This is a genomic window from Pseudophaeobacter flagellatus (assembly GCF_021228235.1).
Taxonomy (GTDB): Bacteria; Pseudomonadota; Alphaproteobacteria; order Rhodobacterales; family Rhodobacteraceae; genus Pseudophaeobacter; species Pseudophaeobacter flagellatus.
In genome coordinates this window covers 512,474-526,349 of the sequence record NZ_JAJQRG010000001.1, presented here as the reverse complement: position 1 = coordinate 526,349, position 13,876 = coordinate 512,474, and the positions used below count along the sequence as shown (strand labels likewise).

The 13,876-nt window shown below is 60.0% G+C and carries 15 protein-coding genes and 1 tRNA gene; 8 read left to right on the top strand and 8 right to left on the bottom strand.

The window, feature by feature from the left end:
- Positions 1-108: 108 nt before the first annotated feature.
- Positions 109-576: an outer membrane protein assembly factor BamE gene (locus LRK71_RS02500; protein WP_232400833.1), complete on the bottom strand. Its 468-nt coding sequence runs from the start codon at positions 574-576 to the stop codon at positions 109-111.
- A 98-nt stretch (positions 577-674) separates the two neighbouring features.
- On the opposite strand from LRK71_RS02500, the gene LRK71_RS02495 reads away from it, so the two are divergent.
- The 8 genes from LRK71_RS02495 (at position 675) to LRK71_RS02460 (ending at position 7,006) form a co-directional block, all read left to right on the top strand.
- Complete coding sequence (locus tag LRK71_RS02495; RefSeq protein WP_232400831.1) at positions 675-1,217, top strand: YceD family protein; 543 nt, start codon at positions 675-677, stop codon at positions 1,215-1,217.
- 222 nt (positions 1,218-1,439) lie between these two features.
- Positions 1,440-1,646, top strand: coding sequence for a 50S ribosomal protein L32 (rpmF, locus tag LRK71_RS02490; RefSeq protein ID WP_027240639.1), 207 nt, complete (start codon positions 1,440-1,442; stop codon positions 1,644-1,646).
- A gap of 39 nt (positions 1,647-1,685) precedes the next feature.
- Positions 1,686-2,792 (top strand): phosphate acyltransferase PlsX, encoded by a 1,107-nt coding sequence (gene plsX, locus LRK71_RS02485; RefSeq protein WP_232400830.1) that lies wholly within the window; start codon positions 1,686-1,688, stop codon positions 2,790-2,792.
- Between the two features lie 20 nt (positions 2,793-2,812).
- Positions 2,813-3,784: a beta-ketoacyl-ACP synthase III gene (locus LRK71_RS02480; RefSeq protein ID WP_232400829.1), complete on the top strand. Its 972-nt coding sequence runs from the start codon at positions 2,813-2,815 to the stop codon at positions 3,782-3,784.
- 92 nt (positions 3,785-3,876) lie between these two features.
- Positions 3,877-4,179 carry an integration host factor subunit alpha gene (gene ihfA / locus LRK71_RS02475; protein ID WP_232400828.1) on the top strand — a complete coding sequence of 101 codons (303 nt, stop codon included), beginning with the start codon at positions 3,877-3,879 and terminating at the stop codon, positions 4,177-4,179.
- A gap of 114 nt (positions 4,180-4,293) precedes the next feature.
- Complete coding sequence (locus tag LRK71_RS02470; protein WP_232400827.1) at positions 4,294-5,640, top strand: MerR family transcriptional regulator; 1,347 nt, start codon at positions 4,294-4,296, stop codon at positions 5,638-5,640.
- Between the two features lie 76 nt (positions 5,641-5,716).
- Positions 5,717-5,793: transfer RNA gene (locus LRK71_RS02465), tRNA-Pro, on the top strand.
- A gap of 133 nt (positions 5,794-5,926) precedes the next feature.
- Complete coding sequence (locus LRK71_RS02460) at positions 5,927-7,006, top strand: 2'-deoxycytidine 5'-triphosphate deaminase (protein WP_232400826.1); 1,080 nt, start codon at positions 5,927-5,929, stop codon at positions 7,004-7,006.
- Positions 7,007-7,049: 43 nt separating this feature from the next.
- On the opposite strand, the gene LRK71_RS02455 is transcribed toward LRK71_RS02460, so the two are convergent.
- The 7 genes from LRK71_RS02455 to LRK71_RS02425 all read right to left on the bottom strand — a co-directional run bounded on the left by LRK71_RS02455 (position 7,050) and on the right by LRK71_RS02425 (position 13,855).
- Entirely contained in the window at positions 7,050-7,277 is a 228-nt protein-coding gene (locus LRK71_RS02455; RefSeq protein WP_232400825.1) for a hypothetical protein, read from the bottom strand.
- A 172-nt stretch (positions 7,278-7,449) separates the two neighbouring features.
- The gene (gene scpB / locus LRK71_RS02450) at positions 7,450-8,124 is read right to left on the bottom strand and encodes an SMC-Scp complex subunit ScpB (protein ID WP_232400824.1); all 675 of its coding nucleotides are present in this window, start codon (positions 8,122-8,124) and stop codon (positions 7,450-7,452) included.
- Complete coding sequence (locus LRK71_RS02445; protein WP_232400823.1) at positions 8,124-8,921, bottom strand: segregation and condensation protein A; 798 nt, start codon at positions 8,919-8,921, stop codon at positions 8,124-8,126. Before LRK71_RS02445 ends, scpB begins: the two co-directional genes overlap by 1 nt.
- Complete coding sequence (gene nagZ / locus LRK71_RS02440; RefSeq protein WP_232400822.1) at positions 8,914-9,918, bottom strand: beta-N-acetylhexosaminidase; 1,005 nt, start codon at positions 9,916-9,918, stop codon at positions 8,914-8,916. Before nagZ ends, LRK71_RS02445 begins: the two co-directional genes overlap by 8 nt.
- Positions 9,918-11,540: an SPOR domain-containing protein gene (locus tag LRK71_RS02435; protein ID WP_232400821.1), complete on the bottom strand. Its 1,623-nt coding sequence runs from the start codon at positions 11,538-11,540 to the stop codon at positions 9,918-9,920. The genes nagZ and LRK71_RS02435 overlap by 1 nt, the downstream gene beginning before the upstream one ends.
- Positions 11,541-11,637: 97 nt before the next feature.
- A complete protein-coding gene (argS, locus tag LRK71_RS02430) occupies positions 11,638-13,383 on the bottom strand; it encodes an arginine--tRNA ligase (protein ID WP_232400819.1) in 1,746 nt (581 codons plus the stop codon).
- Between the two features lie 160 nt (positions 13,384-13,543).
- Complete coding sequence (locus LRK71_RS02425; RefSeq protein ID WP_232400817.1) at positions 13,544-13,855, bottom strand: YciI family protein; 312 nt, start codon at positions 13,853-13,855, stop codon at positions 13,544-13,546.
- Between the last annotated feature and the right edge of the window lie 21 nt (positions 13,856-13,876).

Sequence of the window (13,876 nt, the reverse complement as noted above, 5' to 3'; positions counted from 1 at the left end):
CGCTCCTTCTGCCAAGGCAAAGCCTGCCGGGGTTGAGGCAAGGTTCAGGCAAAGAATGGCCCAAGATGAGATCCATTCAGTCGCCCCCTAGGCCCAAGATCCTGCCGCTTATTCGACAAACGAGCCAGGCGAGAAATTCCCAAGGCTGCCAAGCAGCTGTCGCAGGAACGTCTTGTCCTGCACGCTGGAACTGGTGACGCGCCGCTCAAGCGGAATCACCCGCCCGTCTTCCAGGCTGTAGTGTTCGACACCGGAAACCACATTCTTGGCATCAAAATTGATCGCCACCAGTGAACGCGACACCGGTTTGGTGGCGCTCACCCCGCGGGTGCGCATCAGGGTCGAGACATAGTAATAGCCGCTATCGTTCAAAACGCCCGATGCGCCTGGCTCACCAATGGTTTCCGCAACCGAATCCTTGGTATCCACGCCAACGACCACTTCGGCCAATTGCTCTGAGGTGGGCACATAGCCGTGTTTCTGGTAGATCGCGGAGCAGGCTGTTAGCGCTGCAGCTGCAAGCACCCAGGCGGCGTATTTCCCCACCGATTTCAGCCTATTTGTCTGTGCACTCATCATCTTCCCCACACCACTGTCTCGCCTCTGGCTTGAACACGCCTTGGAACCCGATTACCTAATGCAAGCCTCCTGTTCAAGAAACGAAAGTTCTAACCATGACTGATAGCACCGCCCTGAGGGTGTCCGAACTGCCACAGAACAGGGCCACCACCTTTGATCTGAGCCCCGATGTAGCAAGCCTGATAGCCCTTGCGGATGAGCTTGATATCAAGACTCTGCGAAAGCTGCGCTTTACCGGCACGATCAGCACCAAGGGGCGGCACGACTGGCAGCTTAGTGCGCATCTGGGTGCCACCGTACTGCAGGACTGTGTTGTGACACTGGAACCGGTCACCACCCGAATCGACGAAAAGGTAGAACGCTTTTTTGTCTCTGACTTCTCTGAACCCGATGATCCAGAGGTCGAAATGGTGGCGGATGAGCGGATTGAGCAGCTCGGCGAGACAATTGATCCCCATGCGGTGATGATCGAGGCTTTGTCGCTGCTGATTCCCGCATATCCGCGCAAGGACGGTGCCGAGCTGGAAGAAACAGTCTATAGTCAACCGGGGGTTACCCCCCTGCGAGACGAAGACACCAAACCTTTTGCCGGGCTTGCATCCCTGAAGAAACAGTTATCCCCAGAAGATAAGGGTTAAAAAACTCGAAAATTGTGGTTTTGCGGGTGGCATCAGCCGCCCGACTGGCCTAAAAAACAGCTTGCGCCGTTGGAGATTCTAAGTATTTTCGCGCGCTCATCGAAATTTTTGGTTGGACATCGGAGAGGCTGCGGCCTAAACGCTCGCCTACCGATCAAGACGATTAAATGTGAAACGCGCCGCGGGCATGACCCCAAGGCCCTAAAATACGAAGGTTGAGACATGGCCGTCCAACAGAATAAAGTATCCAAGTCGCGCCGCAACAACCGCCGCGCGCACGATGCTCTGGTTGCTGCAAATCCAAACGAATGTTCAAGCTGCGGCGAACTGAAGCGTCCCCACCACGTCTGCCCCTCCTGCGGCAACTATGACAGCAAAGAAATTGTTGCCATGAATGACGACGTCGAAATCGACGAAGACGCGGCATAAGATCGCGACGAGCACACATTTTGCGGGGCGGACTTTTGCATGACGGGTAAACCCGATCAATCAGTGACAAAAGCCGACCGCATTGTGATCTCGGTAGACGCCATGGGCGGAGACGCCGGCCCTGCTGTTGTGGTGGCCGGCCTTGCCATGTCTGCAGAAAAGAATCCCCAGATAGGTTTTTTGCTGCATGGCCCCGCTGATGAGCTGACCGCCCTGGTCAGCAAACGTCGCATCCTGCAGGGGCGCGTCGAAGTTCGTGATGCCCAAAAGGTTGTCACGATGGACGACAAACCCAGCCAGGTGATGCGCAACGGCAAGGGCACCTCTATGTGGTCTACCCTTGAGGCGGTCAAACAGGGTGAGGCCGCCGGTGCCGTTTCTTGTGGCAATACCGGGGCGCTGATGGCCCTATCGATGCTGCGGCTGCGCAAGGTTCCAGGCGTCAATCGCCCGGCCATAGCCATCCTGTGGCCCTCGCGCAATCCGCAGGGTTTCAACGTGATGCTGGATGTCGGCGCCGATGTGCGCGCAGATGCGCAGGATCTGTTGCAATATGCCCTGATGGGCACCTCTTACGTGCGCAATTCGATGAATATTCGCCGCCCTCGGGTGGGCCTGCTGAATGTGGGCACCGAGGAACACAAAGGTCACGCCGAGCTGAAAGAGGCCCACGCCCTGATCGCAGCCCAGGCCGACACGGCAGATTATGACTTTGTAGGATTCGTCGAAGGCAGCGATATTCCTGGAGATGCCGTTGATCTGATCGTCACCGATGGGTTCACCGGCAATGTCGCCATCAAGACCGGCGAAGGCACGGCAGGCATGCTGCGCAGCACCCTGCGTGAAGCTTTCGAATATTCGATTCTGTCACGCATTGCTGCGGTACTGGCCTATACATCGCTGGCACGGCTGGCCAAACGGCTGGATCCCCGCCACGTCAATGGCGGCGTCTTTTTGGGCCTGAACGGCACAGTGGTCAAATCCCACGGCGGGGCAGATGCCACAGGCGTTTCCGCAGCGGTCAAACTCGCCTTCCTGCTGGCCCAGCAGGGCTTTGCAGAAAAGCTGGCTGCGCGGGTTGCATCTGCGGTCGAGCTTACCCAAGATGGTGATCTTACCTCGGATGGCGAACATCCCTCCAAATAACTCCAAAAGGCAGGCAAAGAATGACGCGACGTGCAGTAGTGGTTGGCACAGGACATTATCTCCCTGAGCGGGTCGTGGAAAACGCCGAGTTCGAGGCCTCTTTGGATACCAGCGACGAATGGATTCGTTCGCGCTCTGGCATTGAGCGGCGTCATTTTGCTGCCGAAGGTGAAACCACCTCTGATATGGCCACTGCGGCGGCGCTCAATGCGCTGAAAGACGCCGATCTGGATGTGGCGGATGTGGATGCCATTATCCTGGCCACTTCGACGGCGGATCTGACCTTTCCCTCGGCCGCGACAATGGTGCAGGCCAATCTGGGCATGACCAACGGCTTTGCCTTTGATGTGCAGGCAGTCTGCGCCGGTTTTGTCTATGCGCTGACCAATGCCAACGCGCTGATCCTATCCGGCCAGGCAAACCGAGTGCTGGTCATCGGCTCTGAAACCTTCAGCCGCATCATGGATTGGACCGACCGCTCTACCTGCGTGCTGTTTGGCGATGGCGCAGGCGCCTTGGTACTGGAAGCCCAAGACCAGCCAGGCGACACAGGTGATCGCGGCATTCTTGCCACCGATCTCAATTCAGATGGTCGCTACAAAGACCTGCTCTATGTGGATGGCGGCGTCGCGACCCAAAATACCGGCCACCTACGGATGCAGGGCAACCAGGTTTTTCGCCATGCAGTAGAAAAGCTGGCCAAGACAGCCCAGACCGCGCTGGAACGCGCTGATCTGACAACCGCCGATGTCGATTGGATTGTGCCACACCAGGCAAATATACGCATTATTCAAGGCACTGCCAAAAAGATGGGCCTTTCCATGGATAACGTGGTGGTGACCGTACAGGATCACGGGAACACCTCTGCAGCCTCTATTCCACTGGCGCTCTCAGTGGGCAAATCACGCGGCCAAATTAAGCCTGGAGACCTGATCGTCACCGAGGCAATTGGCGGTGGCTTGGCCTGGGGCGCGGTGGTGTTGCGCTGGTAGCCTATAAGGCGGGAAACAGGCCGCCTGCAATTCATTGATATTGACAGGGAAATTCCCCTGCCCCTATGCTTTGACAAACAATGGGGATTAGCATGGGCGAAAAAACTCTTACACGAATGGATCTGAGCGAAGCTGTCTTCCGTGAAGTCGGCCTGTCTCGAAACGAAAGCGCACAGCTGGTAGAGAGCATGTTGCAACATATGTCCGATGCCTTGGTGAAGGGCGAACAAGTCAAGATTTCGTCTTTCGGCACTTTTAGCGTGCGGGATAAGTCTGCCCGCGTTGGCCGTAATCCCAAAACCGGCGAGGAAGTTCCGATTCAGCCCCGCCGCGTGCTGACCTTCCGCCCGTCGCACCTGATGAAGGACCGGGTGGCAGAGGGCAACCGCAAGTAACACGACGCGGCAGCGCCACACGACAGACACGGCCTACCCTGTCTGCTCCGGTACTCCGGGTAGGACAAGGTTAAACATGCTCGTCCCAGAGCAAAGATCAGTGGAACCATCAAAATGTCAAAATCAGCAGACGCCTTTCGCACCATCAGCGAAGTCGCGGACTGGCTCGGCGTGCAGGCCCATGTTTTGCGCTTTTGGGAAAGCAAATTCACACAGATCAAGCCGGTAAAACGAGCCGGCGGGCGACGCTACTACCGGCCTGCCGACATGTTGCTTTTGGGTGGCATTCGAAAACTGCTGCATACCGATGGCCTGTCGATCAAAGAGGTGCAGGCAATCCTGCGTGATCTTGGCATTGGCCATGTCAGCCAGTTGTCCCATGGGCTGGACACAGATGGGCCGCCATCAGAGGACACAGGCTATGGCTCTGCCGCTGCTGAGCGTAGCGCAGAATCAGATATCGCCCCCACCGTAGCCGCAGTAGCCCCCCCCACTGGGGTGGAAAATCTGGACGATGACGCTCAGGCGCTTGCCGTACCGGAGAACGTCGCCCCTTCCTTTGCCCCTCCCACGCATTCAGAATGGGCTCGTCTCTCCGAGGCATCCTCATCGAAGGATACCAAGACCAGCGAAGCCGTGGAACCAAGGCCTGCCGCTGGGATGACGGCCGATGTCACGTCCGCCCCCCTTGCGGCAGAACCAGTATCGTCTGCTGCGGAAACTGCACAGATGGATATGCTGCTCGATACGCCTGCCCCTGCTGCGCCCGCATCGCCAGAGCCAGAGCCCTCCGTCACAGAGCCGCCTGAGCAGCCGCTACACGGCGCGCCAGCAGAACCAGACCCAACCGCAATGGCAGCCGCTGTGGAAGATGCCCCCCTTGAAACGGCGCTACAAGACGACGCCGCAGCGGCAGCAACACCAGACCACCCCGAACCAACCGAAGCCCCCCTGGACAGTACAGTGGTACTGCCCGACGACCTGATGGCCCAACCGAGCCAAGCGCCAGCTGGCGAGACCGTCTTGCCAATGTTTGATGCAGAGCCGGGCTCTGACACTTCACCCCGGCCAGACGGCCCTGTTTTCGACAGCCTGGCTCCTGATGCACCAACGCCAGACAACCTGGCAGCAGATCCAGATCCTGCGGGCCATGACAGCGCCGCCATTGCGGCGGCAACGGATGCGCCTAACCTGGATGCGGTGGCAGAGGCCGAGGCAGCAGTACCAGAGCAAGAGCCTGTTCCATCCCAGGATCAGCCGTCAGCGCAGGGGCTGGATGACACGCCTTTCGATACGCCTCTGCAAGAGGTGGCGCTTGGTGCCGCAACAGAGCAGGTGCCGCCCTCGCCGTTTGCCGATGTGCTGACCTTGCTGGCGCAAACCAAGTCTCTGCCGCCGCAGGTACAAGACGAGGCCGCCGCCTGCCTCGACGAACTGCGCGCAATCGCGTCGCAACGCTAAAATAATCGCCGCACAGGAAAAAAACCGAAATTACCCCCTTGCCCCTGCCGCGAAATACAGTAGAACCCGTCCTCAGCGGGCTATGGCGCAGCCTGGTAGCGCGTCCGTCTGGGGGACGGAAGGTCGCAGGTTCGAGTCCTGCTAGCCCGACCAAAAACCGTCTGAGTGTTCATCACTCAGGCGGTTTTTTGCTTTTACTTTCCTAGCCTTGCAAGGTTTTGCAAAATCTCTTGATTGCTGCTATCGCTTGGCATATCGGCAGCCCCGACCAAAAGGAAGATGGATCATGACCGGCGTTCTCCCCAGCCAAGCCATTGAACAGATGTTTGCCCGAGCTGAGATCACCAGCCCGATCCCGCTGGTTGACGGGCAGATCCAGCCCGCCAGCCTTGATTTGCGGCTGGGTACGGTTGCCTACCGGGTGCGTGCCTCTTTTCTCGCCGGCAAGGACTGCAGCGTTGCCGATCGCATTAGCGAATTTGAAATGCACCGCATTGATCTCTCGGACGGCGCCGTGCTGGAAAAGGGCTGCGTCTATCTGGTGCCCCTAATGGAGGCGCTCTGCCTGCCCGATGGCATTTCGGCGGTAGCCAACGCCAAGAGTTCAACCGGAAGGCTGGACCTTCTGACTCGTACCATCACGGATGGCGGGGTTGAATTTGACCGCATCAAACCGGGCTACTCCGGGCCGCTCTATGCCGAGATCTGCCCGCGCTCTTTCTCAGTGCTGGTCCGCCCTGGCATGCGGCTGAACCAGATCCGGTTCCGCCAGGGCCAGGCCGTCCTGCCGGACGATGAGCTGGCGGCACTGCACGCCCAAAGCCCGCTGGTGGATGGCACAGCAGTGATCGAAGACGGCTTAGGCTTTTCGGTTGATCTGCGGCTGCCGGGCACTGACCTGGTGGGGTACCGTGCCAAGCCCCATACGGGGGTCATTGATCTGGATCGGATCGGCGAATACGATCCGCAGGACTACTGGGAGGAGGTGCACAGCACCTCTGGCCGCATTATCCTCGACCCTGGTGCCTTTTATATTCTGGTCAGCCGCGAATCGGTACAGATTCCCCCTGCCTATGCGGCAGAGATGGCACCCTATCTTGCCATGGTAGGTGAATTCCGGGTGCATTATGCCGGCTTCTTTGATCCCGGCTTTGGCCATGATGCGGCAGGCGGCAGTGGCTCTCGCGGGGTGCTAGAGGTGCGCTGCCACGAGGCCCCCTTTGTGTTGGAACATGGCCAGGTGGTAGGCCGTCTGGTCTATGAACGTATGGCCAGCCTGCCGGAGCAGCTCTATGGTGCGGGCATTGCCTCGAACTATCAGGGCCAGGGGCTGAAACTGTCCAAGCACTTTAAATCACCGCAATAATTTTGCGGCAGCCACCATCATGGCGCCAAAGGCAGGATTACCCCTACTGATTGCGCTTTGCCCGACGCGCCTGCCGGATGGCCCGGATCCGGTCGCGCTCGGCCCGCGCCTCTGCCTCGGCGGGTGTTTCCATCCGGTCATCGGAAGCAGCGTGGCGTGTGCGGCGCCGTTTTCGCCCTGAAAACGCGCCAAGGCCCGCATCAACCCCGGCGTTCACAGCCTTGCCCAGCAGGCGGCGTATCACCATTTTCACGACCATATCGAGGTTCATTCCGGCTCTCCTGTGTTCGGTTCAAGGCCCATGTCGGGGTTGGCTCTGCCCGGCTGCGCTCCCTGACCTAACAAGAAAATCGGGCGATTCCTTGACGCCGCCAAACACCTGTGGGACCGCCTTGAGCCTACAGCAAGTTGCGCAAAGCGGATGCCGTTTTACACGACATGCCCTAATCGCCAAACAGCTCTGGCTGCTCGCCCATCTCGTCGTCCTCATCGCTGCCCTCGCCCAAGGGAAGCGATCCGGGCGGCGGTCTGTTTTCCAACAACCCAGCGGCGCGCAGCTCTTTCAGGCCGGGCAGATCACGGGCACTTTCAAGGCCGAAGTGATCCAGAAACACTGGCGTCACCACAAAGGTGACAGGCCGCCCCGGTGTCATTCTGCGGCGTCCAATGCGGATCCATTCCATCTCGAGCAGTTGATCAACGGTGCCGCGCGACACCGACACACCACGAATCTCTTCGATCTCGGCCCGTGTCACCGGCTGATGATAGGCAATGATCGCCAGGGTCTCGATCGCCGCCCGGCTGAGCTTGCGGGTTTCGACGATCTCTTTTTGCATCAGAAAACCAAGGTCAGGCGCGGTACGGATGGCCCAGGCTTCACCGACGCGAACAACCCGCACACCGCGCCCCTCATACCGTTTGCGCAGATGTTCTAGGGCTGCGCGTGGGTCGCAGCCATGCGGCATCCGCGATTCGAGATCACGCAGGGTGACCGGGGTGGTACTGGCAAACAGCACCGCCTCCACCATGCGTTCCTGTTCGGCAATGGGCGGCGCGTCAAACAGGCTGTCACTGTCCTGCGGCGGCTCTGGCGAATTGTGGGCAGTTGCGGTCTCCATCAGGGGTCCTCATCCAGGCTGCGCAGTTGAATAGGCGCAAAATTATCGCTTTGACGGATTTCCAGCCGCCCCTCTTTGACCAGTTGCAACGAAGCCGCAAAAGTCGCCGCCGTGGCCGAGCGCCGCTTGACCGGATCCTTGTGCCAGCCGTCCGGCAGATAGCTGAGCATATCGGTCCAACTGCCGGTAAAGCCGATCAGGGCGCGCATCCGCTCTAACGCCTCTTCCATGGTAAAGACACTCTCGCGATCCATCACAAAGGGGCGAAAGTCATCCTTCGTGCGGATACGGGCATAGCCCTGCATCAGATCCAGCAGATTGGCAGAATAGGTGACGGTGCGAATACGCTGAACATCCTGATTCTGGCCGCGGGAAAAGAAATCGCGCCCCAACTGATCCCGCCCCATCAACCGGGCCGCCGCATCGCGCATCGCTTGCAGGCGCTCTAGCTGAAAGGCCAGATGCGCCGCCAGTTCAGCCCCGGAAGGCCCCTCTTCGCTGGGGTCAGGCGGCAAAAGCAGCCGGGATTTCAGATAGGCCAGCCAGGCCGCCATCACCAGGTAATCCGCCGCTAGTTCAATCCGCAGTTCCTTGGCGTGGTCTACAAATGTCAGATACTGACGCGCCAATTCCAGTACCGAAATCCGCCGCAGGTCCACCTTTTGGGTGCGCGACAGCGTCAGCAACAGATCAAGCGGGCCCTCATATCCGTCGACATCAACAATAAGCGCCTCTGCCGCCAGCCGTTCTTCGACCGATTGCGCGGTGACCTCGTGAAACAGGTTTTGTTCAGACATAGACCTTTCCGCTCATCAAGGCGGTAAGTTCGGCTTCAACTGCCTCGGTGTCAAGCGGCTTGGGCGGCAGCCGCTGTGCCAGGGCCGCGGCAGCACGGGCCTGCCCCTTGGCATCCATTTCGCCTGCAGCCTCGGCGACCGCGCGGCGGGCCTCCAGCGGGGCATTGCAGTAGAGCACCAGATCGCAGCCTGCGGCACGGGCGGCGGCGGCATTTTCAGCCGGTGCGCCAGCCAGTGCCTTCATAGATATATCATCCGTCATGATCAGCCCGTCAAAGCCAATATCACGCCGGATCATCCCCATCACAGTATCCGAGATCGTCGCAGGCTGACTGTCCAGCGCCTGATAGACCAGATGCGCCGTCATCCCCAGCGGCAGGTCGCGCAGCGCCTGGAAGACGGCAAAATCCTGCGCCTGCAGCTCAGTCAGTGGTGCAGCGACGCGTGGCAGGTCTTTGTGGCTGTCGGCGGTGGCCCGGCCATGGCCGGGAATGTGCTTCAGCACCGGCAACACCCCACCATCCAGATGGGCATTTGCAACCGCGCGCGCCAGACGCGCCACCTGTTCGACACTGTCGCCATAGCAACGGTTCTTGAGGAAAGGATGGGTCTGGGCCGTCAGTAAATCAGCAACCGGGGCGCAGTTGCTGTCAATCCCAAGCGCGTGCAGTTCGGCAGCAATCAGGCGATAACGCAGATAAAGCGCCCGTTCGGCCTCAGCGCCGGCCTGCATCACATGATCCAGTGGAGCAAGCCAATCGCGCGCCAACGGACTGCGCAGGCGCTGCACCCGACCGCCTTCCTGATCAATGGTGATCAGACAGTTCCGGCCCACCGCATCGCGCAGCTCCTGACACAGGGCCCGCAACTGCGGCGCGCTTTCGATGTTACGGGCAAAAAGGATAAAGCCAAAAGGATTGGCATCGCGGAAGAACACCTTCTCCGCCGCTGTCAGTACCAGCCCTTCGGCATCCAGAATGGTTGCGCCCGCCGCCATCAGCGGGTTGTCACAGGAATACAGTCGGCCTTGCCCGCGACCAGAGTGGAACAAAAGCGGCGCGCATCGGACAGCCCCTCAAAGCCCATGGCGCGCAACCGATAGAAGGTGCGCCCACCACTTTCAGCGCGCTGGATCACACGCGTCTTGCCTTCCAGATAGTCTTCAAAGCGGGCATAGATCCGATCCCATTCGGCCCGGGCCACTTCAGCGCTTTCATAAGCACCCAGCTGTGCCAGACGCGTGCCAGGCTCCAGGCTTTTGGGGTCAGCCTCTGGGGTGGCACGTGCGGCCACGGGGCTGGCGGGGGCCGTAGCAGCCGGGCTAAAGCGTGCCGGGCGCAGGTTGGGCCGCAGGGACACCTTGACGCCGGGGGCGTTCAACAGCGCCGAAGACGGCGCAGTGGCCGCACCGATTGCCGCGATTTCGACCGGTTCCAGCGGGGCTGGCTGCACAATCGCAGGTGCCGATACGGCAGCGGTTTCCTGGACAGAGCCAAGCGGCTGAACCCCATCGGTGAGCTCAGCCACCAGGGAATCAATATCGCCATTCCGGTAAGCCGAAACCGATGCTTCTGAAATCTTTGCCTCCGCCGCGGCCTGGTTTATCTCTTGCGGCGGCAGGTCGGCCTCTGGCGCAGTCAGCCGCGACATGGGCTGGTCATCCTGTGCCAGTTCGATGGGTTTCGGCGCCAGCGTCAGCCGGTCAGCGGGGGCTTCGGCAGTACCATTGGCGGCAACCGAATTCACCGCAAGCCCCTGATGATCGGCCTGACGGCCACCGGGATTATCGGGCTGAGCCCGCATCGGGCCTTCGACCGCGCGCACAACCGGCACACCGCTGACATCACGCATCACCAGCTGATAGCCCCAGGTCCCAATCCCGATCACCAGGGCCAATGAGGCCGCCGCGCCAAGCAGGCTGGCGGTGCGGCCCATGCCTGGGTTGGCAGGTGATGTCACATAGTCGGCATCGTCACAGCCGTCTTGCGCGGCCTCTTGTGCATAATCGTAGCCATAGTTTTGGGCTGCCGCGCCACCATAGGCGGCCGCATAGGCTTCGTGGTTGCCACTGTCGGCACCACTATAGGCCTGGTCACGGTAGTCTTGATCCCGCGTGGCGTTTAGCTGGTGCGGGTTTGCCGCCAGGCTATCCTGCAGGGGCGGGTTTTGATTGGGAAAGGTCTGGCTGGCATAACCTTCGCCTGGAAACGCCTGGTCAATGGCATGCTGACCGCCATAGTTTTGCGCGCCAATGCCGGGAACGCTGTAGTCATCGCTGACGTAGTCCTGCAACCTTGGCTGGGCCTGCTGACCCTGACCCGCAGCAAAGGCAACTGGAGCGACAGAGGCCTGCGCCCGCCCCAGATCACGATCAGATTCGCTTGCCGCGTAGTTTGAATAGAGATCGGGACCTTCCGCCGGAAACGGGCTGGCCGCAGAGGCCCGCAGCGCCGCCGGAGCGGCGCGCGTCACCTGCGGCTGCACGGTGACCCTTGGGCCAGGCTGACCACTCGCCCCGGCCGGGGTGCGCGCCTGGTCAAATTGATCAGAAGCCCCCTCATCGCGGGTGCTATCGTGGGAATAGGGCTGGCCAGAACCCGCCTGCGCAAAATACGCCATAATCCGCCTCACTGCCCATGCAATCGGCGCGCCAAAACTCGCCTGATTGCTTTTGGGTCTCTTGAACTGCCTCAGTCCGACGGTTTGGGCGATTTTGTTACCGCATCTCCTGCGCCGGATTCACCCCTAGAATACCAAGACCGGCGGAAATAACAATGGAAACGCTTCGCGCCAGCGCCAAATTGGCATGTGTTGCCGATTGGCTGCTCTCGTTAACAAAGCGTAAACCAGTTTCGCTTTTGCCAAGATGGTACAGCCCGTGCAGTTCTGATGCGAGATCATAGAGGAAGAAGGCAACCCGGTGCGGCTCATGGGTGCGGGCCGCGATCTCGATCTGACGCGGCCATTCTGCCAGTTTCTTGGCCACGGCCAGCTGCGCCGGATGGGTGACCTGCGCCAAATTCGCATCGTCCAACACCGTATCCGTGGTCTCGATCCCGGCCTCGTTGGCCTTGCGCAGGGTCGAACAGATCCGGGCATTGGCGTATTGCACATAAAAAATCGGGTTGTCTTTGGATTGCTCTAGCGCCTTATCCAGGTCAAAATCAAAGCCTTGGTCGTTCTTGCGGGTGAGCAGCATAAAGCGGGTCACATCCGAACCAACCGCATCCACAACATCGCGCAGGGTGACAAAGGTGCCTGCCCGCTTGGACATCTTGAATTCCTGGCCATCCTTGAACAGCTTTACCAACTGGCACAGCTTGATATCCAAGGGTACCCGGCCATCAGACAAGGCTGCGACAGCCGCCTTCATCCGCTTGACATAGCCACCGTGATCGGCGCCCAGAACGTCGATCAGCTCATCAAAGCCACGGCTGACCTTGTCATAGTGATAGGCGATATCAGGGGCAAAATAGGTCCAGGCGCCATCGGATTTCTTGACCGCACGATCAACATCATCGCCATGATCAGTAGATTTGAATAGGGTCTGCTCGCGCGGTTCCCAATCATCGGGCTTCTTGCCTTTTGGCGGCTCCAGCACACCCTGATAGATCAGCCCCTTGCTTTCAAGCTCTGCCAGGGCGGCCTCGATCTTACCGGTGCCGTACAGCGATTTTTCCGAATAGAAGACATCCATCTTGATGCCCAGCATGGCCAGATCTTCGCGGATCAGCGCCATCATCGCATCGGTGGAAAATTTCCGCACATCCGCCAGCCAGACGTCTTCGCCCTTGCCCAAATAGGCGTCACCCACCTTGTCCTTCAGCGCCTGCCCCACCGGCACCAGATAGTCACCGGGATAGGTGCCATCGGCAAAGGCAATCTCTTGCCCGTGAGCCTCTAGGTAGCGCAGGTAGACCGAACGCGCCAACACATCGACCTGACCGCCACCATCGTTGATGTAATATTCACGGGTGACGTCATAGCCGGCATAGGCCAACAGCGAGGCCAGCGCATCACCAAACACCGCACCGCGGGTATGGCCCACATGCAAAGGCCCGGTGGGATTGGCCGAGACATATTCCACGTTGACCTTTTTGCCCGCTCCAACATCGACGCGCCCATAGTCAATCCCGCCCTTCAGCACCGCGCCCAGCACCGACTGCCAGACAACCGGTGCCAAGCGCAGGTTGAGAAACCCCGGGCCTGCGACCTCGGCCGAGGCAACCCGTTCATCCGCATCCAGCTTGGCCGCGAGGGCGCTTGCAATGTCGCGCGGTTTCATCTTGGCCGGCTTGGCCAGCACCATGGCCGCGTTGGTTGCCATATCCCCATGTGCCGCATCGCGGGGCGGTTCAACCGCCACATTGACAAAATCAAGCCCCTCGGGCAGCACGCCCTCAGCGGTCATCGCGGTGAGGCTGTCGATCACCAGTGCGCGGATATCGGAAAAAAGGTTCATCTCGGGGCGTCCCATTGGTTCGGCTTGATGGTTTGACTTTGCGCTTATCATGCCTAGCCCAAGGGTCAACCTTTATGGCATCCGACCAGCCCTGAAGCGGCCTGAAACAGGCGCAACCGGGGGATCCTGACACAAGACCGAACCCAACGGTGGACGCGGGCTACCCGGCCGACGCGCCAACAGCCCCCTCGGCCTGGGCCGCAATCACATAGCGGCGCAGCCCCGCCACATAATAGGGGTCAGAGACGATCAGGCGCTCCACATCTGCGCGGGTCTCGGCACAGACCGTCCAGATCGCCCCAGGGAAATCCTGCATTGGCCGCATCGACAGCGGCCCGCCGATCTGCAACTCAGCCCGGCTGCGCACAAAAGCGATATGCGCAGCGCGGCGCGCCTTGTCGGCCCGGACCCGGCCCATGTCCGGGGAATCCTGAAAGGTCACGCGCCACTGCCTTGTTGCTCTCCCCGTCATTGTGCCCCCTTGGTGCCCCCC

Bases quoted from the DNA above. Each gene is read 5' to 3' on its own strand.
- LRK71_RS02500 (WP_232400833.1), bottom strand. From the start codon at position 576: ATGAGTGCACAGACAAATAGGCTGAAATCGGTGGGGAAATACGCCGCC.
- LRK71_RS02495 (WP_232400831.1), top strand. From the start codon at position 675: ATGACTGATAGCACCGCCCTGAGGGTGTCCGAACTGCCACAGAACAGG.
- rpmF (WP_027240639.1), top strand. From the start codon at position 1,440: ATGGCCGTCCAACAGAATAAAGTATCCAAGTCGCGCCGCAACAACCGC.
- plsX (WP_232400830.1), top strand. From the start codon at position 1,686: ATGACGGGTAAACCCGATCAATCAGTGACAAAAGCCGACCGCATTGTG.
- LRK71_RS02480 (WP_232400829.1), top strand. From the start codon at position 2,813: ATGACGCGACGTGCAGTAGTGGTTGGCACAGGACATTATCTCCCTGAG.
- ihfA (WP_232400828.1), top strand. From the start codon at position 3,877: ATGGGCGAAAAAACTCTTACACGAATGGATCTGAGCGAAGCTGTCTTC.
- LRK71_RS02470 (WP_232400827.1), top strand. From the start codon at position 4,294: ATGTCAAAATCAGCAGACGCCTTTCGCACCATCAGCGAAGTCGCGGAC.
- LRK71_RS02460 (WP_232400826.1), top strand. From the start codon at position 5,927: ATGACCGGCGTTCTCCCCAGCCAAGCCATTGAACAGATGTTTGCCCGA.
- LRK71_RS02455 (WP_232400825.1), bottom strand. From the start codon at position 7,277: ATGAACCTCGATATGGTCGTGAAAATGGTGATACGCCGCCTGCTGGGC.
- scpB (WP_232400824.1), bottom strand. From the start codon at position 8,124: ATGGAGACCGCAACTGCCCACAATTCGCCAGAGCCGCCGCAGGACAGT.
- LRK71_RS02445 (WP_232400823.1), bottom strand. From the start codon at position 8,921: ATGTCTGAACAAAACCTGTTTCACGAGGTCACCGCGCAATCGGTCGAA.
- nagZ (WP_232400822.1), bottom strand. From the start codon at position 9,918: ATGGCGGCGGGCGCAACCATTCTGGATGCCGAAGGGCTGGTACTGACA.
- LRK71_RS02435 (WP_232400821.1), bottom strand. From the start codon at position 11,540: ATGGCGTATTTTGCGCAGGCGGGTTCTGGCCAGCCCTATTCCCACGAT.
- argS (WP_232400819.1), bottom strand. From the start codon at position 13,383: ATGAACCTTTTTTCCGATATCCGCGCACTGGTGATCGACAGCCTCACC.
- LRK71_RS02425 (WP_232400817.1), bottom strand. From the start codon at position 13,855: ATGACGGGGAGAGCAACAAGGCAGTGGCGCGTGACCTTTCAGGATTCC.